Origin of the sequence: Aurantimonas litoralis (genome assembly GCF_026153195.1) — a bacterium.
Taxonomy (GTDB): domain Bacteria; phylum Pseudomonadota; class Alphaproteobacteria; order Rhizobiales; family Rhizobiaceae; genus Aurantimonas; species Aurantimonas coralicida.
Window position 1 is genome coordinate 1 of sequence record NZ_JAPFBM010000005.1, and the last position, 26,602, is coordinate 26,602.

The window sequence follows — 26,602 nt, forward strand, 5'->3', positions numbered from 1 at the left end:
GCTCTTCAAGCCAGACGAATGCGCCAACTATTTCGCCGCTGCCGGCTATGAACCGGAATAGGCCGGATCTGCTCTAGCTTCGAGCTCGGGAAGACGACGGGGGGGGGGCGATGCTGGTTTCCGGAGTAGCGCTGTATCTTCTCGTGGCCGCAGGCGTGCTGGCTATGGCTGCCAAATACGCCTTTGGACCAGCCCCGGCGGTTCATCACGACAAGGCGCTCAAAGCAGAAGGGATGGAGTCTACGGTTGCGATGCAGATCGTGCTGCGCGCCGTCTACGTCCCCATGGCGGCAGCCTGCGCGGCCTTAACCGTCGTCGTTGTGCTCGCCCTCGGTCCGATCTGGGATGGCGAGCTCTGGGCCTGCGTCACAGCGACTGTGGCGGCTTTGGTGCTCGGCGTGCCGACTTCAGCGTCCTCGTGGTGGTTTGAAAAGCGCACCGGCGTGCGCGGCCCATATCGTCAGGCGATGGCGCTGACGGCGCTTAACGTCGTGGCCTTCTTGCTCGCAGGCTCGTCAGCAAGCGCCTGACGCATGTAGCTCGGTCGTGTCTTTCCACGCCTTCGGCGGTGATGTGCCGCGATTGTGCCGATCCGCTATCGGCGCGAGCAGGATCTCATCAATCGACGTCGCGGACGTCTGGCTGGCAGGGATTCCCGGCGATGATCAGCTGAGAGAGTGCTGCTCTGCAATGGCAGCTCCTATACCGCCCTCAGCCGGTAAATTTATCAGACTCAGCTAGCAACAGCCGATAACTGCCTGTAGGGTAATGGTTTGGAGTGGTTTCTGAACGCTGCGTAAGTGGGATGCTACAATGTCATCTACCCAGAGCCCGGTTGCAGTTGATCGTGACGTGGACAGATCGTTATTGAGGCTAGCTGCCGCCCTCGCGACAGTAACATTTCTGATGCCTTCGATTGTTGCCGTAGCATTTCAAATATTTGTAATACTAAGACTGGAGGATCCGGGTCCTGTAAGCCTTGCGCTAGCCGGAGTTGCATCGATAGAGAGCGGTTCTTTTAGCTTTATTACGCAATACTGGGCTGCGTTGCCCGCACTTATTGCAGGAGCCATCGCGGCGACTTCCTACGGCGGTAAAAGTGCGCCGGGAATTGTGATTCTTGTAACAACTCTCTCAATTCTAATTTCATCCTACGAACTAGATTTCTTGATGGGGCTAAAGCCGCATGAGGTAAGGGGCTTCGCGGCGCTCTTATCTGGGTCAATGACGGAAAATATCCGTAACATCGATTCGCTTATAGCCATGCTAGCGACCGTGAAGGCGATTTCGGTTGGCTTTCTCGCTGCGGCAGCCGGGGCCTACTTAGTCCAAAAGAAATCGTGACAGAGGTGCGAAAAATGACAAATATCGCCAAAGCCGGGTTGTTTGGCTTCGTATGCTCGTTGTTTGTTGTTGTGCCATGGCATGGGGGAGCGACGGAACTCCATTTCATTCCAGAGTGGACTGAAGACGCAGCCGGAATTCTATCAGAATTATCACCGGAGCTTAAGCCAGAAGCCGCTTTGATGAATGAGGGCGGCAAGATAGAGTTTCGCGCAGACAACCGCTTGTGGCGCGCTCAGATACGCACCGTGGAGGAAACGCTCACAAATTTGGAATTCCGCTTGCTGAAGCCTGATGGCGTTGCTGCTATATCGCCATCAATACCCTTAGCTCTGCCTCGTCGACCTAATGATGCGACGACATATCCAGTGAATTTGCATCTACTGGGCGAACCGCAAAAGGCGGCAGTCGATGCCTACTACGCGGACATGAGTGCTCTGCAATACGAAGCTGACTGGGTAAAGGCATTCGTGCTTTCGGACGGCGTTATCTCGTATCTGCAGGGCGACGCAAGAGAAAGCGACATCCCGTTGACGCCACCTCTAGGACGCGCACTTGCTGTCTATGCAGATTCAGTATCTTGGCTGGTCGACAACACGGAGTGGTTTGGCCTACCTGCTCGTGCCCCATCAAGGCTCGCTCTACTCACGCGATTTCGTCTTTCCCGCGATGAGCGTCTTTCGGAAATTTCGGAACGAATACTGAGTTCGGATGGCAGACTTCGTGGCGCCAGGTATCTGCTGCCTCGTCGAGTATGGCGGCTTTCCGTAAAGAAAACACCTTTTTGTAATGAGAGATTTCCTGCTGCGCATAATTTGTATAAGGAACTGTCGGGCCTACCGGACACGGAGTATGATGAATTCAGGAAAAAATCTCGACTTACACGATCGGTTGTATTGGACGAGATGGTAAGGTGCTTTCGGCAGCTGATGACCGTAGATGGGCCCGCTCGTCGTTTCTTTTTGCCAGAAGTGATTGATGAGCAGTTTGGAGGAATGAGGCCAAAAATGCTTCGTGACTATCTGGAACGCCAGACGTCTCTTAGGCTGCATGAGATAGATCCATATGCGTATGAAGAAATTGCCAGATTGGAAAACGCTGCAGGATGTCAAAAGGTAGAAGCCGGTATCACCAGGAATCTATGCGATAGCCTAGTTTTTCTAAACGAAATCGAAAGCTATATGGTTCGCTAATCCATTCGCTAGAGGAGCAAGGAGTTGGTCGCCATGAGAATGAAGAACTGGAGGCTGATCTTTGCGATCGGCATCGTAGTTTTAACTAGTGCGCCGAGTGCGGCTCATCCTGGACCCACCGATAGTCGTGGATGTCATTTCAACGAGCAGCACGGCTACCACTGTCACTAAGCACGTCCTCCAATCAATGAATGGTCCTCCCGTTGCCAGATCCGCTCTACCCCTTCGACGTAGACCGACCATCGGCCGGATGCAGGAGCGCCCTAATCCGGCGGTAGCCATAGCGGTCGTATTGGGCGGCGGGCGCGATGGTATCGGTGGTCAGCGCCGCTTCGTCGTCTGGGCCGGTCGGCACCTTGTGCTGCGTCGTGCGATGTGGCCCAGAGCAAGCCAGGCAAAGCGTTCGGATTAGCTTCAAACGGCCGAACTCCTGGCGCCAGCGATCATACGGAAACTGCGTCATGCCGGTCGCACGCACCGCCTCAGAAACCGACCGGTCCTGCGCAACCAGGTCATCAACGTGCCGGAACTTCGCGAAGATCTCTCCAGGCTTGTTTCTTCTTTGGCATTCTCTGGTCCGCCAATGGCTCAAAGACCACACCTCAGGGACGATGACACGTGGGGCAGACCAGCTGACGGTCTCATGAAGCAGGTCGTGTCGAACAAGCCATGTCGATTTCGGTCGAAAGGTTGCGGGAGCATCTGTAGGAGCGTGCGATCGGGCTTGCGCAGAGGAAAAAATCTAAAGGTTCGAGCGCCATGGTTTGCTATGTTCGGTCCATACTCTGGCGCGAGATCTGCGCCTGGATCCGATCATCTGCGCCTCCTGCCGTCCCTGACCCCTGCCGCTTCGAAAAGCGCTGAAGCGCCTGTGCATGCGTCTGTCACTACGGCAGGCCTCGCATTGCAACAGCGCGAATTTCGTCACGTTTCAGTAATCATTCGGCCGCGCGTGTTACGTTGAGCGGCGCAGCATTTGACGCAGCTGAACTCTATTTCGCCGGAACTGACTTCCATGTCCCGCCGCCTTCGGCGGGCGTAAGGTCTTGTAGAATAGGAATGGCCACCGAAATATTACAAAGATTCAGTTGTCCTGCCGCTGCACCGTCAAAGTCACGCCGCCCCTGTTATTTTCATAAGCGTTCCAGGCGTCATTGGCGAAGCAAAAAAGATACCCTGACCGCGCGGGTTCAAACTCGGCGCTTTGGCCGATTGCAAACGTTTCACTGTTGATACGGTTACCTCGGCTATCAACGAAGCCGTTGGCCACAACGCCCACTAACGAGAACCACGGAAGCGCTTCCTCACGGCGTGTGAACCAGAAATCGGCGCGATCATTTCCTGTAGCGGCCTGAAAAAGTGTCTCCACCTTCCCCCAGGCCGAAGCGGCGAGGTGAGCAACCTCGGCGATGTGAAACTGGCCGTCCGCAGTGCCCTCTGGTCCGCATTTGATGGGGCCGTCCATCCATTGTCCTACGGCAGTTAGCTCGTAGCGAACACCTGCTCTGAGATACAGGCCGGTAGCGTTCCATATTTGGCGAGCGTAAATCTCAACCACTCGGGCGTCGGCTGTCTCGACCGAGTCGGTCGGCCAGTAGGGGGGCTGATCGAGAGGCGGATCATTTTGACGCGTGAGAGCGGACTCGTGGAGCCTACCGGCATCCACGCTTTCCCGGTGAATGAAGGGGGCGCTTCGAGGTTGACTCTTCAGCTTCTCAAACACGCCTGTCCAGGAATTGTGGAGGATGCAGCTTGAGTTCGGAGTGATGTGCTTCAGCGCATTCTCGCGGAAGCTGAGGCCGGAGGTCTGCGCCTGCTTGATCATCCATAGCAGCGGTCCGTCGGACAAGCCCGTCTGCCCGTAGCCGCCACCGACGTTCGAGTGGACTCCGGGAAACCACACCTCTTTAGCATCTGGATGGCTCTCGGCGTTCGACCAAAGCGTCGGGCCGAAACTCTCCCGTAGTTCGTCGATTGCCACAGCATGCCGAGCACGCCTCACCTGAGCGCTAAGTTCTGTGTCATGGAAATCATGTTCGCGCAGATCGTCCACGAGGTTGAGCAGCGCCAAGTGATCCGGAATTCCCAGCGCACCGACAGTGTCCCATACGCCAAGGAACTCGATCTCGATTCGAGCGCCGTCCATTCGGATCGGCCGCTGCGCCCGCACCGGCGTTTTCTTGTGCCGGTAGCAATCGAAAACAGCTTCTACGGATGCCCAGGCTGTTTCATCATCTGAGCCGACAAGGTCAAGCAACCCGCACCGGGTTATCATTCCTGCGAGGCTGCGCACGGTATATGCACCGCGGCTAAAGCCGAGAAGAAACAATTTGTCACCAGCTTCGTATTGGGTGCTAACCCACTTGTAAGCGCTCATAATATTGCGGTCGAGACCCTTGCCAGTGCCACCCTCCAGCAGCCGGTTGATCCGCCCGCCGTCCGTCCCAACACCTGGGTGATAGTATCTGTTCTGCGTGACCCCGACAGCATCGCATTCGCTCAGGGCGTTATACATCCTGACGACGTTGGTGGGCGATGGAACACCGCCGTCCGTGTCATTCGGCGTGTTCCAGGTTCCGTCACAGAAAACCGCCATGTTAGCCATTGAGGTTCCTATGCTATCTGAGATTTACGTTTCCGTCCGTTAGTTCCGTGCGCCGCTTCTCGGAGTTCGGCGACATCGTCATCTGTCAAGGTCTCGGTAGAGGGCTGTCGGAAGAACGATTTGTATTCGTTCAATGCTCGGAGCGTAGACGGGCCGAGCCACCCATCTATCAGACCTGGATCTAGAGACAGATAGGTTAGGAGAATCTGTGCTTCCCGAACCTTCATATCTGGCATCGGGCCAGCCGTGAATTTCAGATAAGCGCCTCTAAGACGGTCATCATACTTATTAATGTGGTATTTCGGGCCGTTATAACCTCGAGCGAAGGATGTCCAGTCCCCGACCCGGAGAGGGCGGTCCAGATTATTGTGCTTCACGAAATTCACCAGCCCGGTGAGTTGAGCGTCTTCGGAGGCGCACATCTCCCGAACCATAGTCTCTTCGTCGGCAAATCCCGCGACCTTCGCATTGAATCCCATCACCTGACCGAGACCCCACGAAGTGCTCCAAATCGCTGCTGCCCGATCCAGTCCCGCAGCTCGTTCGAAGCGAAGATGTTGGTGTGATCCAGCCCTACCGTAACCTCCGGCGTCTTTGCTGCTAATATCTGGATAAGAATGGGTATGTTTACCACCGGTGCGCTGGTGGAACTTGTGACGTTCAAAGAGAATTACGGGCCGCCTATCGTCAAGGAAGCCGCACCGTTTAGCTTCAACCTCCATGACAGCCCATAGTTTTGCGGCATCGATACCGAGCGTCTCAGCAGCCTCGGTAAACCGGTTCTGTGACAGTGCACGACCGTGGGAGATCGAATTGTCTGACATACCCGAACCTTACCCGAAAGGAATGTAAAGGTTACCTTCGGATGCAAGGATTTAGATGTCAATGAAGTTCGCGAGAAGCGCGTCGAGAATAGATCGCCGCCAGCGGCATCATCGAGAGCTTCATTGCCGTGCCGGCAGTGTGCCAGCGAAGCGAATTATGTTCTGCAGATCAGTCCTGCGCTTAGCAAAAACAGAGAGTTCCGCGTGTTGGCGTGCGTGCCGTAGGAAGTTTCGGAGGGCAGCGCTCTATCCAGCTGAGCTACGGGTGCCCGGGTCGCGGGCGGGATCCGGCGAACGGATCGGCATGACCGAAATCTCCCTAACCGATCCGGGGGCGCACGGCAAGAAGCGATGGCGTGCTGGTGGAGGCTGAACGCCGCCCGGGAACGAACTTCGGCTGATCAAGCGATCCGGACAGCGCCGCGCGTCGCCGTCATCCCCTCCCGCCTGCCGGATGCGTCGTGCACCTGCCGGTTGCTGCGGTGCCGCGGCGATGGCTGCAGCGTGCCGGGCCCCTATTGTCCGCGGGGCTTGGCGCGGGCGGTGGGGTGTGCGTTGGCCGGGTCTTCCGGCCAGGCGTGGCGGGGATAGCGGCCGCGCAGGTCGGCGCGCACGTCGGACCAGGAGCCGGCCCAGAAGCCCGGCAGGTCGCGGGTGATCTGGATCGGGCGATGGGCTGGCGACAGAAGCTCGACGGTCAGCTTCAGGCGACCATCGGCGATGGTGGGATGCTGCGACAGGCCGAAGAGCTCCTGCACCCGGATCGCCAGCACCGGCTGGTCGGCCTCGTAGCGGATCGGCACGCGCGAGCCGGTCGGCGCCTCGTAATGGGAGGGCGCCAGCGCTTCCAGCCGGTTGGCCGCCGCGGGCGGGACGAGGCCGCGCAGCGCCTCGGAGATCTGCCCGGGCGTGATCTGCGCCAGCCCGGTGACGCCCGGCAGATAGGGCATCAGCCAGTCATCGAGGCCGGCGAGCAGCGCCGCGTCGGAAAGCTCCGGCCAGGGCGGGCCATAGGCGGCGGCGAGGAAGCGCAGGCGGCGCAGCAGCCGCTCATTGTCCTTGCCGAGCGGCAGGGCGGCGAAGCCGAGACGGCGCAGGCCATCGGCCAGCGCGCGAATCGTCGCCTCGCCTGTCGGGGTCGGCAGCGGCGCTTCGGACAGGGTGGCGCGGCCGAGCCGGCGCACCCGGCGGGCGCGCACCTGCCGGGACGCGGTGTCGAAGGTGACGACGTCCTCGCTGACGCCGCGGTCGGCAACGAGCCGGTCCGTCGCCTCGGACGACAGGCGCGCGGCCGAGAGAATGCGCCCGGCCCGGGCCTGGCCCTGGAGCTCGGCGATGACGAGGAAGCGTTCGCGGGCAAGGCTCGAGGCCGCATCCACGACGCCGCCGCGGCCATTGGCCAGGACGAAATGGCCGTGCGCCCCGCGGGCGATGGCGATGCGATCGGGATAGGCGAGGGCCAGCAATTCGCCGGGCTCGGTCGCCGGTTCCGTTGAGCGCGGCGGCGCGGTCGCCCTGGCATCGCTGGCGATCCGGCCGGCAAGACCAGCAGCGGCCCTGGCGCGCGGCGAGCGGTCGCCGGCCAAGCGGCGCAGGCGTTCGCCGAGATCGATGTCGGTGCCGCCGAGGCCGCGTTCGGTCAGGAGCACCGCCAGCAACGCCGCGTCGCGCCGGGCCGTATCGCCGGCCGCCACCACCATATGGGCCAGCCGCGGCGGAAGCGGCAGGCCGCGCATGGCTTCGCCCGTCGGTGTCAGCCGGCCGTCGGTGTCGAGCGCGCCGAGCTCGGTCAGGAGCGCGCGCGCCTCAGCGACGGCGGGGCCGGGCGGCGGATTGAGAAAGGCGAGGTCGGCCGGCTCGGCAACGCCCCAGGCGGCGCAGTCGAGGACGAGACCGGAGAGGTCCGTGGCGAGGATTTCCGGTCGGTCGAAGGGCGCGAGCGCCGCCGTCTGCTCCTCTCGCCACAGCCGGATCGCGGTGCCCGGCGCAGTGCGTCCGGCGCGGCCGGCGCGCTGGTCGGCCGCGGCCCTGGAGATGCGTACGGTTTCCAGTCGCGACAGGCCCGTCGCCGGCTCGAAGACCGGCTGGCGGCGCAGCCCGGCATCGACGATCACCGACACGCCGTCGATGGTCAGCGAGGTCTCGGCGATGGAGGTGGCGAGCACCACCTTGCGGCGTCCCTCGGGGGCGGGGCGCACGGCACGGTCCTGGGCGGCGCCCTCCATGGCGCCGTAGAGCGGCGCGACATCGACCGTTTCGGCCACCAGCGGCCGCAGGCGCTCGGCGACCCGCTCGATCTCGCGCTGGCCGGGCAGGAAGACCAGCAGGCTGCCGCTTTCCTCGGTGAGCGCGGCGCGGATCGCGGCGACGACGGCATCTTCCACCGTCTCGGTCCCCGGCCGGTCGCAATAGCGCAGGGTCACCGGGAAGGCGCGGCCATGGCTTTCGACGACGGCGACCGGGTCGCCTGCCGCATCGCCCAGAAGCGTCGCAACGCGGGCGCCGTCCAGCGTTGCCGACATGACGAGGATCTTCAGATCCTCGCGCAGCGCCGAGGCGACGTCGATGGCGAGCGCCAGGCCGAAATCGCCGTCCAGCGAGCGCTCATGGAACTCGTCGAAGAGGACGGCGGAGACGCCTGTCAGCTCCGGGTCGGACAGGATCATGCGGGTGAAGACGCCTTCGGTGACGACCTCGATGCGGGTCCTGCGCGAGACTTTGGTATCGAGCCGCATGCGCCAGCCGACCGTGTCGCCGACCGCCTCGCCGAGAAGGTCGGCCATGCGCCGGGCGGCGGCGCGGGCGGCAAGGCGTCGGGGCTCGACGAGGATGATCTTGCCGTCGCCCAGCCATGGCTCAGCCAGGAAGGCGAGCGGCACCAGCGTCGTCTTGCCCGCGCCGGGCGGCGCGACGAGGACGGCGCGGCCGCGTGCCGCCATCGCCGCCGACAATTCGCCGAGAACGTCCTTGACCGGCAGATCGGGCAGAGGCGCGGGCGTCACAAGGTGGCTCCCGCGCCGAGATCGACGATCGGCCCGCCGGCGGCCTCGGCGTCGGCCCGGTCATGGGTGACGAGCAAGGCCGGGATCTGCCGCTCGGCGACGAGGTCGAAGACCAGCTGCCGCACGGTCTGGCGCAGATCCGTGTCGAGCCGCGAAAAGGGCTCGTCGAGAAGCAGTGCCTCGGGGTCGGCCAGCAGTGTGCGGGCAAGGGCCACCCGAGCGGCCTGGCCACCCGAGAGCGTCGCCGGATCGCGGTCGAGATGGCCCGGCAGGCCGACGCGCTCCAGCATCGCCTCGGCCGCGGCGCGGCGACGGCTGCGGCCCTTCACCCGGGCGGACAGGCCGAAGAGCAGATTGCCACCGACCGACATGTGCGGATAGAGCAACGCGTCCTGGAACAGCAGGCCCACCCGGCGTCGCTCCGGCGGCAGGCCGGTCAGGTCGCGGCCGTTGAGAAGCGCCCGCCCCGTCGCGGTGAAGGCCGGATCGAGGAAGCCGGCAATCAGCGCGAACAGCGTCGACTTGCCCGAGCCGGACGGTCCCATGACGCTGAGCGTCTGGCCCGGCGGCACCAGCCGGTCGAGGGTCAGAAGCCGGCGGGTTCCAAGGCTGATCTCGACCGCGTCGAGGCGCAATCCTTCGTCTGGGGTCATGGCGCCCTCATGCCGCGACGGCCGCGCGCAAGCAAGACCGGCACGAGGCTGGCGGCGGCGAAGGCGAGGAAGGGCAGCGCGGTCTGCAGGAGAGCATAGGCGCCAATAACCCGCCTATTGCCGCCGGCGGCCAGCGCCACCGCCTCGGTCGTGATCGTCGGCAGGCGGCCGGCGCCGATCAGCACGGTCGGCAGATACTGGCCGATCGAGACGGCAAATCCGATGGCCAGCGCGGTCAGGATCGGCGCCGTCAGCATCGGCAGGCGGACGCGGAAGAAGATCGCCCGGCGTGACCGGCCGAGCCCGGCCGCGACCCGTTCGTAGCGCGGATCGAGGGCAAACCAGGGGTCGGCCAGCGCCAGCGCCGCATAGGGCGCGACGAAGATCAGATGGGCGGCGACCAGCAACGGCACCGACGGCGTCAGGCCGGCCACGAGGATCAGCACCTGCAGGCCGAAGACGAAGGCGATCTGGGGGACGATCAGCGGCAGGTAGATCAGGCCGGCAATGGCCGAGGGCAGGCGGATCTCGCCAGCACGCGCGGCGGGGAACCGCCGGCGACGGGCTTCCAGGAGTGTGACGACGAGGCCGAGGGCGATGGTCGCAGCGGCCAGCGCGACGACGAAGCTCGTCCACAGAGGCTCGCTGGCGGCGTCGACGGCGCGGCGCCAGCTCTGCAAATTGAGGGTCGGCGGCAGGAGGTCGGGAAAGCCCCAGAAGCCGGAGACCGACCACAGGAGAAGGAGCGCAAGCCCGACGAACACCGCAAGAGCGGCGAGCGGCACCGGCAGGGCGGCGAGGGCGCGCAGGGGAGCGTCGGAGGCATGGCGCCGGCCCTTGGCCGCTTCCCGGCGGACGAGCCAGCCGCCGACCCGCTCGAGGCCGAGCCAGGCGAGGATGACGGCAAGCGTCACCACCAGCTGCACCAGCGCGCCGGCGGAAGCCTTAAAGCGCATGGCGAGATCGGGATCGTTCATCCAGCCGATCAGCCGGACGGCGAGCGGCGCCGGCGTCGAGGGCCCGAGGATCAGCGCCACGTCGACGACGGCCGAGGCGAAGGCCGCGACCGCGATGACCGGCAGCCGGATCTGGCGGTAGACCGATGGCCAGACGGTGAGGAGAAAGGCGGCCATCCGCCCATAGCCGAGCGAACGGCCGAGCCGCTGTCGGCGCTCGGGATCGGCCTGCGGCAGGGCCGCGAAAGCGACCAGCATGAGGAAGGGCATTTCCTTGGCGACGAGCGCCGCCATCATCGACAGGGCCAGCGGGTCGCCGACGATCAGGAGGTCCGGCGGACGCTCCAGGCCGAGCGGCACCGCGGCGAGGCGGAAGAGAAGGCCGGACGGCGCGATCAGGAACAGAATGCCGAAGGCGGCCGCCGCATGCGGCACGGCCAGAAGCGGCGCCAGCGCCTGCCGCACCACGACCATGCCCCGGCTGCCGGAAAAGGCGGCGAGGAACAGCGCGACGCCGACGACCGAGACGGCCGTGGTCAGGAGCCCGGCCGCAAAGCTGAGCCCGACGGAAACGCCGATGCCGGGCGCGGCCAGAACCGCCCGCAGCGGTGCGAGGGAAAAGGCGTCGCCGCCGAGCGCCGGCAGATAGCCGAAGGCCGGCAGCGCCACCCCGGCCAGCCCGACGGCGACGGGCGCGGCGAGGAGCAACGCCAGAAGCGCCGGCAGGATCGCAGTGAAACACATCCGGCAGGGGGGCACGTCGCCACTCATGGGATCAGGCTGCCGGACGCCGTCTGAGGCGGACCGGCCGTCCGGGCAGGGGCATCCGTGCGCGCCATCAGCCGCCGTAGCGGCGCTTCCACTCGTCCTCGATGCGGGTCATCCAGGAGGCGTGGGGTTCCGGCAGGACCGGACCGAGCTCGGACGGGGGCAGCGTGGCGACGCCCCGGTCGATGGCGGCGAAGGCCTCGCGATCGGCCGCATCCAGCCGGTCCATGGCGAGAACCGTCGGGTCGCCCCAATAGGCGGGGTCTTCCTTGCGCAATTGCGCTTCCGGCGAGATCAGGAAGTCGGCGACCACCATCGCCCCGGCCTTGGCCGAGGAATTGTACGGAATGGCGACGAAATGGGTGTTGCCCAGCGTGCCGCCGGGAAAGGTGAAGGAGCGCACCGTGTCCGGCAGTTCGCCGGCGGCGATGCCGGCCGAGGCCTCGGACGGGTTGAAGGCGAAGATGATGCCGAGTTCGCCGTCGCCCAGAAGCTGCTTCATGGCCGGGTAGTTCTGCGGATAGTCGCGGCCCTCACGCCAGAGCACCGGACGGATCGCGTCGAGCCAGGCCCACAAAGGCGCCGTCGTTTCCGCGAAATTCGCGTCGGTCGCGGCCTCCTGCAGGACGGACGCGTCGGGGGCCTGCTCGATCAGCACCTGCTTCAGGAAGCTCGAGCCGATGAAGTCCGGCGGCGCCGGATAGGAGAACTGGCCGGGATGGGCCTTGGCCCATTCCAGCAAGGCATCGGTGTCCTGCGGCATGTCGGCGATGGCGCCGCTGCGGGCGGTATCGGCGAAGAACACCATCTTGGCGCCGCCCCAGGGCGATTCCTGGCCTTTGGTCGGCACGGTGAAGTCGGTGGTCACGCTGGGATTGTCGGTATCGACGAATTCCCAGTTGGGCAGGGCGGTGGCGAAGCCCTCGGCCAGGAGGCCTTGCTTCTGCATGGAGACGAAGTTCTCGCCATTGATCCAGACGAGGTCGACCGACCCGCCCGTATCCTTGCCGGCCGCCTTTTCCGCAACGACGGCGGCCACGGCGTTGGCGGTGTCGTCGAGCTTGACGTGCTGCAGAGTGACGCCGAAGCGGTCCTTCACCGTGTCGGCGACCCAGCCGATGTAATCATTGATGTTCTGCGAGCCGCCCCAGGCGTTGAAATAGACGGTCTGCCCCTCGGCGGCGTCGAGGACCGCTGGCCAGTCGGACGGATCGGGATCGGCGGCGCGGACGGGCGCTGCCAGCAGCAGGGCCGTCGCCAGAGCAGCGACGCACTGTCTTGCGACGAGACGAGCATTTTTGCCGACACGCACCATCAATTGTTCGTCTCCGCTTCCCGGATCGCCTATGTGCATCGGCGAACGTGCTAGAAGCAACCGCATGTCGCGCGCCATCGGACAAGTTGATCATTCCGTGATCGCCGGGCGCGGGAATTCGAGTTTCGAAGAGGGCCTCTACCAATGGCGGACACCCCGCAGGACGACCGCAAGACGCTGGTTCTGACCGGCGCGTCGCGGGGCATCGGTCACGCGACCGTAAAGCGCTTCTCCCGCGAAGGCTGGCGGGTGATCACCTGCTCGCGTCAGGATTTCTCCGACGACTGCCCCTGGCCGGCCGGACCGGAGGATCACATCCGGGTCGATCTGTCGGACCAGGAGGATGTCGGCTTCGCCGTGTCGGAGATCCGGCGCCGGCTGGAGGCGAACGGCTCGGAGCTGCACGCGCTGGTCAACAACGCGGCGATCTCGCCCAAGGGCGAGGGCGGCTCGCGGATGGATTCGATCCGCACGCCCATGCATGCCTGGCGCGACGTGTTCCAGGTGAACTTCTTCGCCCCGATCATGCTGGCCCGCGGCCTGTTCAAGGAATTGTCCAAGGCGCGGGGCTCGATCGTCAACATCACCTCGATCGCCGGCGGACGGGTGCATCCCTTCGCCGGGACGGCCTATGCCACCTCGAAGGCGGCGCTGAACTCGCTGACCCGCGAGATGGCCCATGATTTCGGCCCGGCCGGCATCCGGGTCAACGCCATCGCGCCGGGCGAGATCGAGACAGCGATCCTGTCGCCGGGCACCGAGAAGATGATCGACGACATCCCGCTGCGCCGCCTCGGCCAGACCGCGGAGGTCGCCGACGTGATCTACTTCCTGTGTTCGGGGCAGGCGTCCTACGTCACCGGCTCCGAACTGCACATCAATGGCGGCCAGCACGTCTGAGGCCGGGGTTCAGCCCTTCGCGATCACGTCGAGCGCCTTGTCGAGATCGGCCTTGAGAAGCGCCGCCAGGAGCGCCGGAAAGCGTTGCTTCGGCACGAGGCCGGCCAGGGTCTCGGCATCCTCGCCGAGGCCGAGCTCTTCGGCAGCCTTGAGCGCGCGCTTGTCGGCAAAGGGATAGATCTCCTCCCAGGCGATCTGCGCCTCGCGGAAGAAGATGTCGACGCCGACATCGCCGATGCCCTTGAAGGCTTTCAGGAGCCTTCGCTCTTCGGCCGGGTCCTCTCCGGCCGCCGCGCGCAGCTTGCGCAGGTCGCCGTCATATTCAGCCAGGCAGTGGTCGGCCATGTCCTGCAGGAAGCGCGAGGTCTTCTCGTCGAAGCGCGCATAGCCGTTGCGGTTGAGGATGACGACGCGCTCCTTCCAGGTCGCGTCGGCCATGTGCTGCGCGGTGGTCAGCCCGGCATCCTTCAGGGCCTTGGCCGCGCGCAGCGCCTGTTCTGCGGAAATGCGCGCCGACGACAGGTTCGCGGCCACCAGCCACAGGAACAACCCCATCGGCTCGTTGCGGCCAAGGTCGACGCCCAGATCGTCGGCGAAGGTCGCGCCACCGCTGCGCTCCAGAAGGCGCGCGACCAGATCCTCTTTCGACCGGCTCATGTCACGCCCCCCGGCTGGGCGCGTTGTTGCGCGCGTCGAGCGCCGAGAACAGGAGCGCCATGCCCGACGTGATCAGCGAGATGCCGAGGAACAGGCCGACGGCCCAGACCGCGGTGCCCGGCAGGCCGAGGATCAGGAAGACCGCCAGCACGATATCGACGATGCCGGAGACCACCAGCAGCCAGAACCGGCCGGTCGACGGCTGGAAGGCGCGGGCGATGGAGAAGTTGAACACGCCGGACAACAGGAAATAGAAGCTGAGCATCCATGTCAGGGTGATCGAGCCGGCCACCGGATCGTAGATGATGACGGCGCCCAGCGCGACCGCGAGCAGCGACAGGAGGAGGCTCGACCAGAAACCCGGTGCGCCCTTCGCCCGGAACGCGCTGACGGCACCGACGATGCCGGCGAAGATCAGCAGCCAGCCGAACAGCAGGGTCGTCGCCAGCGTCGCCGCGAAGGGGGCGAGGATCGCCAGGACACCGACGACCACCATCAGGCCGCCCTGGAAGGCGTAGGATTTCCAGTGGTCGTGGAGATGGCGTTCCACCGTGCGCTGGAGATCCTGCGGACGCAGCGTCTGCGGATGGTCCGGGTCGATGCTCATGTCGCGTTCCCTTGCCGTCGCCTGTTCGAACCGGAATTCGCGCCGCCCGTCCCCGGTTCCAAGCCGCGGCACTCGCCGCGTTCGGCGCTCGGCGGAATGCGTCAGCCGCGGCGGCTGAGGCTGCGCGAGGTATCGAGCAGCTTGTCGACCAGCGATTCCAGCGAGGTGCGGGCGATGTCGTCGGACAGGCGGCCGTTCTCGTCGAAGCCGTTGGCCGCGTCGGCGACGCTGCATTGCTGGGTGAGCACCTCGGCGCCCAGCGCCCGCATCACCAGCCGCAGGGCTTCGAGGCCGCGCGCGCCGCCGAAGCGGCCGGGCGAAGCCGAGGCAAGGCCCACCACCAGCCCCTTGAAGGGCTGCACCGGCCGGCCCTGCACCTTGCGCACGCGGCTCGCCCAGTCGATGGCGTTCTTCAGCACCGCCGGGATCGAGTGATTGTATTCTGGGCTCACCAGAAGCAGCCCGTCCTGCACCGCGATGCGGTGGGCGAGCAGCACGGCGTTCTCGGGAATGCCGTTGTCCTGCTCGTGATCGCCGTCATAGAGCGGCAGCGGATAATCGGCGAGATCGAGCCGGGTCACCACCGCGTCGGACAGCGCCAGCATGCGCGTCGCCTCGGCGGCGAGCTTGCGATTGTGCGAAGCAAGCCGCAGCGAGCCCGGCAGGACGAGGATGTTGGCGCTCACGAAGCCGTCGCCGCATTCTCTGCGGGAGCCGTGTCCTGCGAGTAGATCCACACCCGGGCGGGCGGGATGTTGTTCCAGACCCGCGGCGAGGACGACACCGAGAACACGCCCGGAACCGGCCTGACGGGCGGGGTGAGCATGTAGGACAGCTCCGTCAGGTTTCCGCCGGGCACGAGCCGCGAGAGATAGTCGGTGAACAGCGCCTGGCGCTTTTCCTGCGAGAAGCTGACGATCGGTGTGGCCATCAGGATCGCGGCGAATTTCTCGTCCCGGCGGTCGCCAAGGGTCCGGTCGAGATCGAAGCCGTCGCCGTTGATGACGTTGACGCCCGGAAAGCGGCGCTGGAGCTGCCGGGCGAAATCGGAATCATACTCGATCGAGGTGATCCGCTCGGGGGCGACGCCATGCTCGAGCAGGGTGCGGGTGACGACGCCGAGGCCGGGTCCCAGTTCCAGGATCGGTCCGTCGAGATCGATCGTGGCGTGGCGGACCATCATGTTGCAGTAAGCCCGGCTGGACGGGGCGACCGCGCCCATCTTCACCGGATGGCGAACCCAGTTGGCGAAGAAGCGCGCCCAGTCGCCTTCGTAGCGTTCACCTGCCTGCGTCGTCTCGCCCCGTGCGCCGTTGCCCGCCATCTGCCGTCCTCTCCCGTGCTGCTGCCGCCGTCAGGCGGATCGATACACCAACACGCGGGCGGGCGGCAGGTTGCGCTTGATCCACGGGCTGGTGATCAGTTCGGCGCCGATCCGCTCGGGTTTCACCGGCATGGTCAGCGCGTAGGAAAACTGGATGAAGGGCGCGCCGCAGGCCATGCGCGCCAACGAACCGCCGATGACGGCCTCGCGCTTGGCGTCCGGCTTGGTGAACAGCGGCAGGCTGGAAACGACGGCTTCCAGGCGCTTTCCCTCCATCGCCCGGCTCACCGCGGCGCTGGGCGCGTAGGCATCGCCCTGGATGACCAGCGCGGCGGGAAAGCGGGCCCGCAGGAGGATGCAGAATTCGGGAGAATATTCGACGAGGACGAGGGCGGCTTCCGGCACGCCCCGGTCGACGAGGCACTGGGTGACGACGCCGGTGCCCGGACCCAGTTCCAGAACACGGGAATCAGCGTCGAAACCGGCGGGATCGGGCACATAGGCGGCCATCGCCCGGCCGAGCGTGCGCGAGGAGGGCGACACCGCCCCCATCACCAGCGGCCGCTGCAGCCATCCCCGGAAGAAGCGCGCCTCGTCGCTGACCTTCTTGCGCTTGCGCAACGGGTTGGTCTGACGCGGCTCCGGGGTTCCCAACACTCGTGTCCTCCAGTCCGGCCCGACGGCCGAGGTCCGGCAACACGTGATGCCGTGCCTGTGTAACGGCTTTACGACGCAGCCGTCGATGCGCTCTGCGTCTCACTAAACATGTCGCGGATCAATTTTCACTCAACCCCTCGAAGAACTCCTTCATCCGCGAGAAGAAGCCTGTGGACTGGGGAGAATTGTCGGAAGAGGAAATCTCCTCGAATTCCTCCAGGAGTTCGCGCTGACGGCGCGACAGGTTCTGCGGCGTCTCGACGGAGACCTGAATGAACAGGTCGCCGACCTGCGGCGAGCGCAGCACCGGCATGCCCTTGCCCTTCACCCGGAACTGCTTGCCGGTCTGGGTGCCCTCGGGCACCTTCACGCGGGTGGTGTTGCCGTCCAGCGTCGAGACGTCGAAATGGCCGCCCAGCGCGGCGGTCACCATGGACAGCGGCACCTGGCAGAACAGATCGGCGCCGTCGCGCTGCATGAATTCGTGCGGCTTCACCGACAGGAAGATGTAGAGATCGCCCGGCGGCCCGCCGCGCAGGCCGGCCTCGCCCTCGCCGGCAAGACGGATGCGGGTGCCGTCCTCGATGCCGGCCGGGATGTTGACCGACAGGTTGCGCTCTTCCGGAAGCCGGCCGTCGCCGCCGCACTTGCCGCAGGGATCGGCGATGACCTGGCCGCGACCCTGGCAGTTCGGGCAGGTGCGCTCGATGGAGAAGAAGCCCTGAGCGGCCCGGACGCGGCCGACACCGGCGCAGGTGGGGCAGGTCTTCGGGCTGGTGCCGGGCTTGGCGCCGCTGCCGGTGCATTCGTCGCACTGGATCGTCGTCGGCACGCCGATCTCGGCGGTCTTGCCGTCATAGGCCTCTTCGAGGCTGATCTCCATGTTGTAGCGCAGATCCGAACCGCGCTCGCGGCCGTTGCCGGGCTGGCGTCCGGCGCGGGCGCGCCCGCCCATCATCTCGCCGAAGATGTCGTCGAAGATGTCGGCCATGGAGGAGGAGAAATCGCCGCGGAAGCCGGCATTGCCGCCGCCGCCATTCTGGAAGGCGGCATGACCGAAGCGGTCGTAGGCGGCCCTCTTCTGCCCGTCCTTCAGGACCTCGTAGGCTTCACCGAGTTCCTTGAACTTCACCTCGGCGTCCGCGTTTCCGGGATTGCGGTCGGGGTGGTATTGCATCGCGAGCTTGCGAAACGCGGACTTCAGCCCCTTTTCGTCGACATCGCGGGGCACGCCGAGCATCTCGTAGTAATCGGCCTTCATTCAGGACTTCCATGGGTTCTGGACAGACGATTTGCGCGGCAGCAGGGGCTCTCGCCCGCCGCGCCCGCGACAACATGCCTTCGATGTAGGAACGGCTGGGGCGCGATACCATAGCGGCGTCCCGAAAGGAACCGCGGCTTCCTTTGCGGCTCAGGCCGAGGCCATGCGCGCGGGCTTGCCCTCGGGCCGGCGCGGACCGGCGATCCAGCCGCCGAACCGGCGCTCGACGAAGCGGTCGGAGAGCATCGCCACGGCGACCGTCGCGACCATCGGCAGGGTCCAGTAGACGTAGAAATCGATGATCCCGAGGGGCTCCAACACACGCTGCCAGATCACCGTCAGGAAGACGAACTCCATGACGGGATGCAGGAGATAGATGCCGAAGGAGACCCGCGTCACCGGCATCAGCGGCGCCAGCATGGCAGTGGAGTCCGGCCGGGCCGTCTCGGCCAGCGCCGTGGCGGTCAGCGCCAGCGCCAGGAGCAGGAGGGTCGGGTAGGGCGGCGCCTGCAGGATCATCGCCGCGACGGCGGCGACGCTGAGGACGATGCCGGGCCAGTGGGCGGTGATGGAGATCATCCGTCGCCCGACGACGACGGCGATCGCCGAGCCGGCGATGAAGTCCGCAAAGGCGCGGTAGGCGCCCATCGTGTCGGCGCCGGTCCAGTGGCCTGAGGGAAAGACGCCGCGCCAGGAGGCGTATTCCAGCCCGCCGACCCAGACGGCCAGCAGCGCGAACAATCCGGCAAGCCCCTTCCAGCGGAACGCCAGGAGGATGATTGGGAACAGCGCATAGGCGAAGAATTCCGCGCTGACCGACCAGGACGGATAGTTGAGCGCCAGCTCGTCCGTCGTGCCGAGGCCGTGGAGGGCGAGAAGGTGCAGCGGCAGGGCCGCGAGGTCGCGCGCCCAGGGATGGTGGGCCGAGCCGACGACCAGCGCCACCAGCGCGATGGCGGCGAAGAACATCGTGGTCAGGAAATGCAGCGGATAGAGCCGCGCAATGCGCCGGCGCATGAAATTGGCATAGTCGGCGACCGAGGCGATGCGCGTCGCGTAGCGGCTGGCGATCAGGAAGCCGGAGATCATGAAGAACATGTCGAGCAGCGGCAGCAGCCGGTGCAGGAATTGCGTACCGGCCTCCACGCCATAGGGCGCGAAGAACAGGAAGTGATAGGCCATGATCAACATCGCGGCGGTCAGACGCCAGCAATCGAAGACACGGAAGTGCATGGCTGCTCCTGTCGCGACCCGATCGGAACGGGCGGGCCTTGCGCCGCGCGCCCTGTCCGCCGTGCCCATAGGCGCGCGAGACACCGCAGCCTGCAAGCCAAGGATGAATTAACGGTAAACGCCGCGCATGTTGGGCCTGGCGCTGCTTGAAACGACAAAGCCCCGGCGCTTGGGCCGGGGCTTTGCAGGTCTTGGCGATCTGAGGGCAGGCCGATCCGGCCCGCCCGTTGCCTGTTGGATCAGGCCGACTTCTTCTGGTCCGCGTCGTCGTTGACTTCCTCGAAGTCCGCATCGACGACGTCGTCCTTGGCCGCTTCCGACGCATCGGCGCCGTCCTCGCCCTCGGGCTGTTCGGCCTGGGCAGCCTCGTACATGGCCTGGCCGAGCTTCATCGAGGCTTCGGCGAGCCGGTCGCTCTTGGCCTTGATGGCCTCGGCGTCGGCTTCCGGCTTCTCGACTTCGGCCTTCAGGTCCTCGATCGCCGCGCTGATCGCAGCGCGATCTTCCTCGGAGACCTTGTCGCCGTAATCCTCGAGCGACTTCTCGGCCGAATGCAGCAGGCTCTCGGCCTGGTTCTTCGCCTCGACGGCCGCGCGACGCTTCTTGTCGGCGTCGGCATTGGCCTCGGCGTCCTTGACCATCTGCTCGATATCGGCGTCGGACAGACCACCGGAAGCCTGGATGGTGATCCGCTGCTCCTTGTTGGTGCCCTTGTCCTTGGCCGACACGTTGACGATGCCGTTGGCGTCGATGTCGAAGGTGACCTCGATCTGCGGCACGCCGCGCGGTGCCGGCGGAATGCCCTCGAGGTTGAACCGGCCGAGCGACTTGTTGTCCTGCGCCATCTCGCGTTCGCCCTGGAAGACCTGGATGGTCACGGCGTTCTGCGAGTCCTCAGCGGTGGAGAACACCTGGCTCTTCTTGGTCGGGATCGTCGTGTTGCGATCGATCAGGCGGGTGAACACGCCACCCAGCGTCTCGATGCCGAGCGACAGCGGCGTCACGTCGAGCAGCAGCACGTCCTTGACGTCGCCCTGCAGCACGCCGGCCTGGATGGCGGCGCCCATTGCGACGACCTCATCCGGGTTGACGCCCTTGTGCGGCTCCTTGCCGAACAGGTTCTTCACCGCTTCCTGGACCTTCGGCATGCGGGTCATGCCGCCGACCAGAACGACCTCGTCGATGTCCGACGCGGTGACGCCGGCATCCTTGAGGGCCGCCTTGCACGGATCCATCGTGCGCTGCACGAGGTCGTCCACCAGGCTCTCGAACTTGGAGCGGGTCAGCTTCATGGTCAGGTGCTTGGGACCCGACGCATCGGCGGTGATGAACGGCAGGTTGATCTCGGTCTGCGAGGCCGAGGACAGCTCGATCTTGGCCTTTTCGGCGGCCTCCTTGAGGCGCTGCAGGGCGAGCTTGTCGTTCTTCAGGTCGATGCCCTGGTCCTTCTTGAACTCCGAGGCGAAGTAATCGACCAGACGCATGTCGAAGTCTTCGCCGCCGAGGAAGGTGTCGCCATTGGTGGACTTCACCTCGAAGACGCCGTCACCGATCTCCAGGACCGACACGTCGAAGGTGCCGCCGCCCAGATCGTAGACCGCGATGGTCTTGCCGTCGTTCTTGTCGAGGCCGTAGGCCAACGCCGCCGCGGTCGGCTCGTTGATGATGCGCAGGACGTCGAGACCGGCGATCTTGCCGGCGTCCTTGGTCGCCTGACGCTGGGCGTCGTTGAAGTAGGCCGGAACGGTGATGACCGCCTTCTCGACCTTCTCGCCGAGATAGGCCTCGGCGGTTTCCTTCATCTTCTGCAGGATCATCGCCGAGATCTGCGAGGGCGAATATTTCTCGCCGGCCGCCTCGACCCAGGCATCGCCATTGTCGGCATTGACGATCTTGTAGGGGACCATGCCCTTGTCTTTTTGCGTCGTCGGATCCTGGAAGGTCCGGCCGATCAGGCGCTTGATCGCAAACAGCGTGTCTTCGGGATTGGTCACCGCCTGGCGCTTGGCCGGCTGGCCGACGAGGCGCTCGCCGTCGTCGGTGAAGGCCACCATGGAGGGCGTGGTGCGCGCGCCCTCGGCATTCTCGATCACCTTGGCGTTCTTGCCGTCCATGACCGCGATGCAGGAATTGGTCGTGCCAAGGTCGATTCCGATTACCTTCGCCATGCATAGTCTCCTTGTTTAGCGAGCCGCCCGGGACCCTCGAAGAGGCATTCCGGATTGGGCAGCCCCTGGAAATTCTGGGATGAACCGCAGGGCCGAAACGACTGCGTCGCCGGCTTCGGCGGGGCTGGCGGGTATATATGAAGTGGCATTTGGGGGTGCAAGACGGATGGTCGCGCTTTCGTGAGTTCGCGTCCTGCGGGCCTTGCGGGCGGCTGAATCCGAAAATGGTTGGAACCGCAACGGACGGTCGGGACTTACCCCACCGAATATGCCGGCGCGCGGATGGTCCGCCTCCTGCCGGTCTGAAGGAGACAAGCCATGAACAGCATCATCTATCTCGTCGGCCTGGTCGTCGTCGTCGCCATCGTCCTGTCGCTGCTCGGCGTCCTGTAAGGACTCGACGCGGCGCGTCCGCCTCCTACGGCCCCAAGGGTCGCGGAAGGTCCTTGAACGCGCAGAACCGAGAAAGACAGCCGGCGGACAGGCCGCCGGCCAATACAAGGGCCGGTCAGCCCCCGAAGATGCTTCTGAACAGCGAGCGGTCGCTGGAGCGGCCCCGGGCCGGCCCCTCGACAGTCACCCCCGGCGGCGGTGCGCTGTCATAGACGCGGCCGCCCCCTTCGACCGGCAGACCCTGCGGCGGGATCGGCGCCTCGCCGTTCTGACGGTAATAGGGATCGGCCGATTCCCCCTCGTAGAACCCGCCATCCGAATAGCCGCTATCGGCCGTCAGCGGCGCCTGCGCCTCGCCGATCCGGTAGTCGCCGGGCAGCGGGATCGGGTCGAGCCCCTCATGGGCAGCCGTCATGAAATCGTGCCAGGCCTCGGCCGGCAGCGAGCCGCCGGTGACCTTGCGCATCTTGGCGCCGTTGTCGTTGCCCAGCCACACGCCGGTGGTGAGATTGGCCGTGTAGCCGACGAACCAGGCGTCCTTGAAGTCCTGGGTCGTGCCGGTCTTGCCGGCGGCCTGCCAGCCGTCGATCGCCGCCCGGCGCCCGGTGCCGGCCGACACGACGCGGGTCAGCATGGCATTCATCATGCCCACGATCTCCGGCGAGACGACCACCGGGGGCACCTCGGCGCCGCGTTCCCAGACCACCTTGCCCTGTTCTGTGACGACGCGGTTCACCAGATGCGGCGTCGCGCGGTAGCCGCCATTGGCCAGCGCCGTGAAGGCGCCGGTCAGTTCGACCAGCGACACTTCCGACGTGCCGAGCGCGATGGAGGCGTTGTCGACGAGGTCGGACTTGATGCCCATGCGATGCGCCGTCTCGATCACCGCGTCGGCACCGGCGCTGTCCACCAGCCGCGCCGCGACCGTGTTGAGCGACTGGCGCAGAGCGTCGGCGACGGTGACCGGACCGCGGAACTTGTTGTCGTAGTTCTGCGGCGACCAGTTGCCGATCCGCACCGGGGCGTCGTCGATGATCGATTCGGGCCGCCAGCCCTTTTCGAGAGCAGTCGCATAGACGAAGGGCTTGAAGGTCGAGCCCGGCTGGCGCTTGGCGTCGACCGCGCGGTTGAACTGGCTCTGGGCATAGTCGCGGCCGCCGACCAGGGCGCGGATCGCGCCGGTGCCGTCCACCGCCACGAGGGCGCCCTGGCTGACATTCTGCGAGGCACCGTCGACGGTCTTGCGCACGACCTCCTCGGCCTTCTTCTCGAGGGCGAGGTCGATGGTGGTCTCGACGATGACGTCCTGGTCGATGTCGCCGACCAGCTGCTTGATGTCGCGCATCACCAGATCGGCGGCGTAATGCTCGCCGCCCGTCCAGTAGCTCTTGGCATTGGTCGGCTTCTGCGCCTTGGCGTCGGCATATTCGGCCTGGCTGATGAAGCCCTCGTCGCGCATCGCCGCCAGCACCACCTCGGCCCGCGCCTTGGCGGCGGCCGGATCGTTGGCCGGCGACAGCCGCGACGGCGCCTTCAGGAGGCCCGCCAGCAGCGCCGCCTCGCCGAGATTCACCTCTTCGGCCGGCTTGTCGAAATAGCGCCGGGACGCTGCCTCGACGCCGGTCGAACCGGAGCCGAAATAGACCCGGTTCAGATACATCTCGAGGATCTGGTCCTTGGTGAATTTCTGCTCCAGCCACAAGGCCAGGATCGCTTCCTGGATCTTGCGGCGGATGGTCTGGTCGGGATTGAGGAAGACGTTCTTGGCGAGCTGCTGGGTCAGGGTCGAGCCGCCCTGCACGGTCTCGCCGGCCGCCATGTTCTGCATGAAGGCGCGGGTGATGCCGATCGGATCGACGCCCCAATGGTCGTAGAAGCGCCGGTCCTCGATGGCGATCACCGCCTGCGGGATATAGGGGCTCATCTCGTCCAGCGAGACTTCCTTGCCGCCGGTCAGGCCGCGATTGGCCATCAGCTCGCCGGCTACCGAGACGATCTTGACGTTGGGCGGCCGGTCCGGGATCGCCCAGGCTTCCTGCGGCAGCTTGACGGCCATGTAGCCGACCACGGCCGCCACCGTCAGCCCGCCGACGACGCCGAGCATCAGGAAAAGCCGAAAGACATGACCGAGGAAGCTGCGCCGGCGGCGTCCGCCGCCGCGGCCCGAGCCACCGCCGCCCTGCGTCTTGCCGCGGCCGCGCCGACTGGAGGCGGCAGGCTTGGCCGGCTTGCGGTCGTTGACGGGTTTCTTCGCGGTCTTGCGGCGCGGACCGCTGGAAGCGTTCGGAACGGCGCGATCGTCGGCGCTGATGCGGAAGTCGTCGTCGCCGAGTTCGGAACCGCCGAAGCTGGGTTCGATGCGCTCGTGCCGTCGTGCCGCCATTCGGACGTCTTTCCCTCACGAACCGGCAGGGCCGGTCCTGTTCGTTACGCGAAGGCCGCTGCGCGTCGCGCGCGGATCGGCCTCCAACCCCAAGTATCGCGCAGGAGACGTCGCCCGGCCGGATCGCCGAGCTGCGTCGGACCGGTCCATGCGCCAACCGACCGGGCCCCCAAGCCCCGTCGCAAACGTCTCCGCAGATCCGCGATGCAGCTTAAATGCGGCGAATTAACGGGGCATTAAGCAATGCGGCGGCGGCCGGAGCGCCGCGAACACCCGCCTGTCAGCCGCCTCGCGCCGCCACGAGACGCCATTGATGCGACCGGAGCGCTGCGCCATGTCCCGCACCGAAGCGGGGACGCCAGGCGCCCCGACCCGGAGACTTGCGAGAAGGAAGACGCCATGAACATCGACCTGTCGGGCAAGCGCGCCGTCGTCACCGGTTCGACCGGCGGGATCGGTCTGGCCGCCGCCATCGGCCTTGCCCGTGCCGGCGCCAGCGTGGTTGTGAACGGGCGCGGCGAGGACCGGGTGGAGACCGCCGTGCGCAAGGTGGTCGACGCCGTGCCGCGCGCCGACGTCTCGGGCGCCGCCGCCGACCTGATGACCGCCGACGGCTGCAAGGCGCTGGTCCGCGCCGTGCCCGACCCCGACATCGTCGTCAACAATGTCGGGATCTTCGGGCCGAAGCCATTCTTCGAGATCGGGGACGATGTCTGGGAGGATTTCTTTCAGCTCAACGTCATGTCCGGCGTGCGCCTGTCGCGGGCTTGGATGCCGGCCATGATGGAGCGCGGCTGGGGGCGCGTGGTGTTCCTGTCGTCGGAATCGGCGCTGAACATTCCCGCCGACATGATCCATTACGGCTTCACCAAGACGGCGCTGCTGTCGATTTCGCGGGGGCTTGCCAAGCTGGCCGGCGGCTCCGGCGTCACCGTCAATTCGGTGCTGCCCGGACCGACCATGTCGGAGGGCGTCGAGGGAATGCTGGCGGAGATGGCGTCGGAGCAGGGTATCTCGATCGAGGAGGCGGGCGTCGCCTTCGTCAAGGCGGCGCGGCCGAGCTCGATCATCGGCCGGCCCGCAACGGTCGAGGAGGTCGCCAACATGATCGTCTATGCCTGTTCGAAGGAGGCTTCGGCCACCACCGGCGCGGCGCTGCGCGTCGATGGCGGCGTGGTCGACACCATCGCCTGACGGGCTACTGGTACGCGGAGCCCGATACGAAAAGGGCCCGGTCGCTGGCGACCGGGCCCTTGAAGAGAAAAGCGCTGAAAAGCCTGCCGTCCTACCAGAGGTCGAGCGAGAAGCGCTTGGAGACGCCGAGGCCGAAGAAATACTGGTTCTCGTCGCCGGCCTGCACGATCGGCGAATCCTTGGCGTCGCCGACCAGCCGGTCGTACTTGGCGTCGGCATTGATGAACCAGTCGGTGAAGATCTCGTAGCGCGCCGAAGCGGCGACGCCGACGCTCTTGAAGCCGCCATCGGGATCGTAGGCGCCGAGGCGGAAGCCGGACGCAACCGATTCGCGGGCGCTGACGCCGAAATAGGAATCCATGTAGTCGCTGGAGGCGAAGCTGGCGGTCGGGCCGGCCTTCAGCACCAGGCGCTCGGTCGGCCGGGCGATCAGATTCGCGCCGATGTCGCCGACGAAGCCGTCGGCACCGCCGAAGGCATAGCGCACGGCGCCGTAGACTTCGGCGCTCTGCCACTCGTAGCTGGCCTTCAGGCCGAGCTCGTAGGTTGCGTCGAGATCGTCGAGGCCGGTCAGCTCCGAATAGTCGCTCGCGTCGCGGTCGCCGATATAGTCGAAGGAGGGTCCGATCGACAGCCCGAGGCCGTCCTTGCCGCCGAACGAGCCGATGCCCGGCAGGTTCAGATACTCGACGCTGATGATCGGCGACGGATTGATCTGGTACTCGTCCGAGCCGAGATATTCCGGCGACACGATGCCGGAGATGCCGAGCTCGAAGACGAAGTCGGTATCGCCATAGTCGTTGGCAGCGGGCGCCAGCGGCGCCGGTGCCGGGTCGTAGGGGGCGTAGACGGCATCGGCGGCAGCCGCGCTCAGCGAGGTCGCGAGCAGCAGGGCAAGGGCCGAGGCGGCGGTACGAATGCGCATGTCTGATACTCCAGCCTGTCACGCCATTCTTCGATCCTTTGGACCGCGTGGCGTGTTGCCTTCGTTCATACGGGAAATTCGCGATCCATCAATTGCCGGAATGACCCCGCCGACGCTTTGCCGGGGCGCCGTTGCGCCGCAGGCACAGTGACAGGATGGCGCAGGCCGGCACGACGCGATGGCGCGCCCGGAAGACCCTCGGTCCGACAAGCAAAGGGTGCGGCAGCCGGTTGGCGCCGC

At 65.6% G+C, this 26,602-nt stretch carries 22 protein-coding genes and 1 pseudogene; 6 read left to right on the forward strand and 17 right to left on the reverse strand.

All coding sequences use genetic code 11. The features are described from left to right. Positions 1-110: 110 nt before the first annotated feature. From N7I30_RS11985 to N7I30_RS12000, 4 genes are all read left to right on the forward strand, one after another. The gene (locus tag N7I30_RS11985; RefSeq protein WP_498639099.1) at positions 111-530 is read left to right on the forward strand and encodes a hypothetical protein; all 420 of its coding nucleotides are present in this window, start codon (positions 111-113) and stop codon (positions 528-530) included. Positions 531-813: 283 nt separating this feature from the next. After that, the gene (locus tag N7I30_RS11990; protein ID WP_498639101.1) at positions 814-1,344 is read left to right on the forward strand and encodes a hypothetical protein; all 531 of its coding nucleotides are present in this window, start codon (positions 814-816) and stop codon (positions 1,342-1,344) included. 14 nt (positions 1,345-1,358) lie between these two features. Further along, the gene (locus tag N7I30_RS11995) at positions 1,359-2,537 is read left to right on the forward strand and encodes a hypothetical protein (RefSeq protein WP_498639103.1); all 1,179 of its coding nucleotides are present in this window, start codon (positions 1,359-1,361) and stop codon (positions 2,535-2,537) included. 39 nt (positions 2,538-2,576) lie between these two features. After that, entirely contained in the window at positions 2,577-2,708 is a 132-nt protein-coding gene (locus N7I30_RS12000) for a YHYH domain-containing protein (RefSeq protein ID WP_498639521.1), read from the forward strand. A gap of 26 nt (positions 2,709-2,734) precedes the next feature. On the opposite strand, the pseudogene N7I30_RS12005 reads toward N7I30_RS12000, so the two are convergent. The 7 genes and pseudogenes from N7I30_RS12005 to N7I30_RS12035 form a co-directional block, all read right to left on the reverse strand. Beyond that, positions 2,735-3,129 (reverse strand): annotated as a pseudogene (locus N7I30_RS12005) (IS3 family transposase); the annotation flags it as partial. A 492-nt stretch (positions 3,130-3,621) separates the two neighbouring features. Beyond that, a complete protein-coding gene (locus tag N7I30_RS12010) occupies positions 3,622-5,142 on the reverse strand; it encodes a T6SS phospholipase effector Tle1-like catalytic domain-containing protein (RefSeq protein WP_498639105.1) in 1,521 nt (506 codons plus the stop codon). Positions 5,143-5,150: 8 nt separating this feature from the next. Beyond that, entirely contained in the window at positions 5,151-5,966 is an 816-nt protein-coding gene (locus N7I30_RS12015) for an N-acetylmuramidase domain-containing protein (protein WP_498639107.1), read from the reverse strand. Positions 5,967-6,481: 515 nt separating this feature from the next. Then, positions 6,482-8,968: an ATP-dependent helicase HrpB gene (gene hrpB, locus N7I30_RS12020; protein ID WP_498639108.1), complete on the reverse strand. Its 2,487-nt coding sequence runs from the start codon at positions 8,966-8,968 to the stop codon at positions 6,482-6,484. Continuing rightward, complete coding sequence (locus N7I30_RS12025; RefSeq protein WP_498639110.1) at positions 8,965-9,621, reverse strand: ATP-binding cassette domain-containing protein; 657 nt, start codon at positions 9,619-9,621, stop codon at positions 8,965-8,967. Before N7I30_RS12025 ends, hrpB begins: the two co-directional genes overlap by 4 nt. Further along, on the reverse strand, positions 9,618-11,348 hold the full coding sequence (locus tag N7I30_RS12030) for an ABC transporter permease (protein WP_498639112.1): 1,731 nt from the start codon (positions 11,346-11,348) through the stop codon (positions 9,618-9,620). Before N7I30_RS12030 ends, N7I30_RS12025 begins: the two co-directional genes overlap by 4 nt. Before the next feature lie 67 nt (positions 11,349-11,415). After that, positions 11,416-12,660, reverse strand: coding sequence for an ABC transporter substrate-binding protein (locus N7I30_RS12035; RefSeq protein ID WP_498639114.1), 1,245 nt, complete (start codon positions 12,658-12,660; stop codon positions 11,416-11,418). A gap of 144 nt (positions 12,661-12,804) precedes the next feature. On the opposite strand from N7I30_RS12035, the gene N7I30_RS12040 reads away from it, so the two are divergent. Beyond that, positions 12,805-13,560: an SDR family NAD(P)-dependent oxidoreductase gene (locus N7I30_RS12040; protein ID WP_024350773.1), complete on the forward strand. Its 756-nt coding sequence runs from the start codon at positions 12,805-12,807 to the stop codon at positions 13,558-13,560. A gap of 9 nt (positions 13,561-13,569) precedes the next feature. Here N7I30_RS12040 and N7I30_RS12045 read toward each other — a convergent pair whose 3' ends face one another. The 9 genes from N7I30_RS12045 to N7I30_RS12085 form a co-directional block, all read right to left on the reverse strand. Continuing rightward, positions 13,570-14,217 carry a hypothetical protein gene (locus N7I30_RS12045; protein WP_498639116.1) on the reverse strand — a complete coding sequence of 216 codons (648 nt, stop codon included), beginning with the start codon at positions 14,215-14,217 and terminating at the stop codon, positions 13,570-13,572. Between the two features lies 1 nt (position 14,218). Continuing rightward, entirely contained in the window at positions 14,219-14,824 is a 606-nt protein-coding gene (locus tag N7I30_RS12050; RefSeq protein WP_498639118.1) for an HdeD family acid-resistance protein, read from the reverse strand. A 101-nt stretch (positions 14,825-14,925) separates the two neighbouring features. After that, entirely contained in the window at positions 14,926-15,510 is a 585-nt protein-coding gene (locus N7I30_RS12055; RefSeq protein ID WP_009211266.1) for an NADPH-dependent FMN reductase, read from the reverse strand. After that, on the reverse strand, positions 15,507-16,148 hold the full coding sequence (locus N7I30_RS12060; protein ID WP_498639120.1) for a class I SAM-dependent methyltransferase: 642 nt from the start codon (positions 16,146-16,148) through the stop codon (positions 15,507-15,509). Before N7I30_RS12060 ends, N7I30_RS12055 begins: the two co-directional genes overlap by 4 nt. Before the next feature lie 30 nt (positions 16,149-16,178). Then, a complete protein-coding gene (locus N7I30_RS12065) occupies positions 16,179-16,805 on the reverse strand; it encodes a class I SAM-dependent methyltransferase (protein ID WP_498639122.1) in 627 nt (208 codons plus the stop codon). 118 nt (positions 16,806-16,923) lie between these two features. Continuing rightward, entirely contained in the window at positions 16,924-18,066 is a 1,143-nt protein-coding gene (gene dnaJ / locus N7I30_RS12070; protein WP_024350768.1) for a molecular chaperone DnaJ, read from the reverse strand. A 150-nt stretch (positions 18,067-18,216) separates the two neighbouring features. Beyond that, a complete protein-coding gene (locus N7I30_RS12075; protein ID WP_498639125.1) occupies positions 18,217-19,299 on the reverse strand; it encodes an acyltransferase family protein in 1,083 nt (360 codons plus the stop codon). 239 nt (positions 19,300-19,538) lie between these two features. After that, the gene (gene dnaK, locus N7I30_RS12080; protein WP_024350766.1) at positions 19,539-21,467 is read right to left on the reverse strand and encodes a molecular chaperone DnaK; all 1,929 of its coding nucleotides are present in this window, start codon (positions 21,465-21,467) and stop codon (positions 19,539-19,541) included. A gap of 508 nt (positions 21,468-21,975) precedes the next feature. Further along, complete coding sequence (locus N7I30_RS12085; RefSeq protein WP_498639127.1) at positions 21,976-24,243, reverse strand: transglycosylase domain-containing protein; 2,268 nt, start codon at positions 24,241-24,243, stop codon at positions 21,976-21,978. A 399-nt stretch (positions 24,244-24,642) separates the two neighbouring features. On the opposite strand from N7I30_RS12085, the gene N7I30_RS12090 reads away from it, so the two are divergent. Continuing rightward, a complete protein-coding gene (locus tag N7I30_RS12090) occupies positions 24,643-25,437 on the forward strand; it encodes an SDR family NAD(P)-dependent oxidoreductase (RefSeq protein WP_228239314.1) in 795 nt (264 codons plus the stop codon). Positions 25,438-25,528: 91 nt separating this feature from the next. On the opposite strand, the gene N7I30_RS12095 is transcribed toward N7I30_RS12090, so the two are convergent. Next, positions 25,529-26,362 (reverse strand): MipA/OmpV family protein, encoded by an 834-nt coding sequence (locus N7I30_RS12095; RefSeq protein ID WP_024350763.1) that lies wholly within the window; start codon positions 26,360-26,362, stop codon positions 25,529-25,531. Positions 26,363-26,602: the final 240 nt, after the last annotated feature.

What these genes read in the sequence shown, in the direction of transcription:
- N7I30_RS11985 (WP_498639099.1), top strand. Translation starts at nt 111, where the DNA reads ATGCTGGTTTCCGGAGTAGCGCTGTATCTTCTCGTGGCCGCAGGCGTG.
- N7I30_RS11990 (WP_498639101.1), top strand. Translation starts at nt 814, where the DNA reads ATGTCATCTACCCAGAGCCCGGTTGCAGTTGATCGTGACGTGGACAGA.
- N7I30_RS11995 (WP_498639103.1), top strand. Translation starts at nt 1,359, where the DNA reads ATGACAAATATCGCCAAAGCCGGGTTGTTTGGCTTCGTATGCTCGTTG.
- N7I30_RS12000 (WP_498639521.1), top strand. Translation starts at nt 2,577, where the DNA reads ATGAAGAACTGGAGGCTGATCTTTGCGATCGGCATCGTAGTTTTAACT.
- N7I30_RS12010 (WP_498639105.1), bottom strand. Translation starts at nt 5,142, where the DNA reads ATGGCTAACATGGCGGTTTTCTGTGACGGAACCTGGAACACGCCGAAT.
- N7I30_RS12015 (WP_498639107.1), bottom strand. Translation starts at nt 5,966, where the DNA reads ATGTCAGACAATTCGATCTCCCACGGTCGTGCACTGTCACAGAACCGG.
- N7I30_RS12025 (WP_498639110.1), bottom strand. Translation starts at nt 9,621, where the DNA reads ATGACCCCAGACGAAGGATTGCGCCTCGACGCGGTCGAGATCAGCCTT.
- N7I30_RS12030 (WP_498639112.1), bottom strand. Translation starts at nt 11,348, where the DNA reads ATGAGTGGCGACGTGCCCCCCTGCCGGATGTGTTTCACTGCGATCCTG.
- N7I30_RS12035 (WP_498639114.1), bottom strand. Translation starts at nt 12,660, where the DNA reads ATGGTGCGTGTCGGCAAAAATGCTCGTCTCGTCGCAAGACAGTGCGTC.
- N7I30_RS12040 (WP_024350773.1), top strand. Translation starts at nt 12,805, where the DNA reads ATGGCGGACACCCCGCAGGACGACCGCAAGACGCTGGTTCTGACCGGC.
- N7I30_RS12045 (WP_498639116.1), bottom strand. Translation starts at nt 14,217, where the DNA reads ATGAGCCGGTCGAAAGAGGATCTGGTCGCGCGCCTTCTGGAGCGCAGC.
- N7I30_RS12050 (WP_498639118.1), bottom strand. Translation starts at nt 14,824, where the DNA reads ATGAGCATCGACCCGGACCATCCGCAGACGCTGCGTCCGCAGGATCTC.
- N7I30_RS12060 (WP_498639120.1), bottom strand. Translation starts at nt 16,148, where the DNA reads ATGGCGGGCAACGGCGCACGGGGCGAGACGACGCAGGCAGGTGAACGC.
- dnaJ (WP_024350768.1), bottom strand. Translation starts at nt 18,066, where the DNA reads ATGAAGGCCGATTACTACGAGATGCTCGGCGTGCCCCGCGATGTCGAC.
- N7I30_RS12075 (WP_498639125.1), bottom strand. Translation starts at nt 19,299, where the DNA reads ATGCACTTCCGTGTCTTCGATTGCTGGCGTCTGACCGCCGCGATGTTG.
- dnaK (WP_024350766.1), bottom strand. Translation starts at nt 21,467, where the DNA reads ATGGCGAAGGTAATCGGAATCGACCTTGGCACGACCAATTCCTGCATC.
- N7I30_RS12085 (WP_498639127.1), bottom strand. Translation starts at nt 24,243, where the DNA reads ATGGCGGCACGACGGCACGAGCGCATCGAACCCAGCTTCGGCGGTTCC.
- N7I30_RS12090 (WP_228239314.1), top strand. Translation starts at nt 24,643, where the DNA reads ATGAACATCGACCTGTCGGGCAAGCGCGCCGTCGTCACCGGTTCGACC.
- N7I30_RS12095 (WP_024350763.1), bottom strand. Translation starts at nt 26,362, where the DNA reads ATGCGCATTCGTACCGCCGCCTCGGCCCTTGCCCTGCTGCTCGCGACC.